Here is a 1,108-nt window from a genome sequence, read left to right as displayed (position 1 = left end):
ATCACATGCCCGTCCGCCGATACAAAGACGGCTCGGGAAGTATTGTGCATGATCCAGATTTGCATGTTCGAAGAATCAGTAGCATATCGGATGTTCAGCGGATCGAAGCACAGCACTCCGATGTAATCCCGCTGACGGAGCTGCTGGACGATACGATCCAGCCGCGTCCTACGCATGCGGTCTAAATTGGGCGGTGTAAGACCCAGCGCGGACCACTCGGCAAAGGCCAGATCCGTCGGACCGATCTCCACTCGATCGTTGTCGTCGATGCTCCCGTCCGGCTTCAGAGCAATTCCCCTTCGTGTCGGATCGATTTTGCGGTTCAGGATAGAAAAAGAGGACACTTTAGGACTCCTATTGCCAGCTTGCCTTAGGCGGCCAACATCGTACAGCACGGTTGCAGTCCGGCCCGTGAGATCCACCGTCCGCGAACATGCGGATTGCCTCAGCAGAGTTCTTCGCACTCTTATTGGCTTGACTATCCCGAATTACTACTGCTCATCGCGGGCGGAGCAGTGCCATACCCATCTCGCCCTCTCAAATGGGGAAAGTGTTTGATATACTTTCCGAATTTGTATGCTCCGCAAGTGATCGGGGGATATTGCCCCGGGTTAGCCTCAGAGACGCAACTTTCCAAGGGCGCAAAAACGGCGTCATGGTCGGCGTCGATGAAGAACGGTATCGAATAGCGTTCCCGTCCGGAGGTGTTCACCACTCTATGCAGGTTCGCTAGATAGACATCGTTGGTTAGCTTTTGCAGCAAATCGCCGATGTTGACGACGAAGGTACCAGGGACAGGCATGCCCTCGACCCAGATCCCATTCCGGTTCATCACCTGAAGCCCTCCAGCGCTATCCTGGGCGATAATGCCCAGGCTGCCAAAGTCGGTATGCGCGCCGATGCCGATGATCCTCTCGTCCACGACGCCGGTCTGTGGCGGATAACGTTGCAAGCGTTGAGTCGTGATGGGATCCTTGGTTCTCGGTTCGAAGAAATCTGGTGAAAGATCAAGGCTGAGCGCTATGCCCCTCAGAAGCGTTATCGATAGCTCCTTCATCGCCTCGTGATAGGCGAAAACGGTCTCCCTGAACCCCGGCAGGGTGGCCGG

The 1,108-nt window shown here is 55.6% G+C and carries 1 protein-coding gene and 1 pseudogene; both read right to left on the bottom strand.

The window, feature by feature from the left end; genetic code table 11:
* A pseudogene (locus tag ORS3428_RS08720) lies at positions 1–344 on the bottom strand (hypothetical protein); the annotation flags it as partial.
* A 134-nt stretch (positions 345–478) separates the two neighbouring features.
* Positions 479–1,108: isopenicillin N synthase family dioxygenase (locus ORS3428_RS08715; RefSeq protein WP_131802867.1), on the bottom strand; the 630-nt coding region annotated here is incomplete at its 5' end.

Origin of the sequence: Mesorhizobium sp. ORS 3428 (genome assembly GCF_001854785.1) — a bacterium.
In the GTDB taxonomy this organism is placed as follows: Bacteria; Pseudomonadota; Alphaproteobacteria; order Rhizobiales; family Rhizobiaceae; genus Mesorhizobium.
This window is presented reverse-complemented; position numbering and strand designations above follow the sequence as displayed.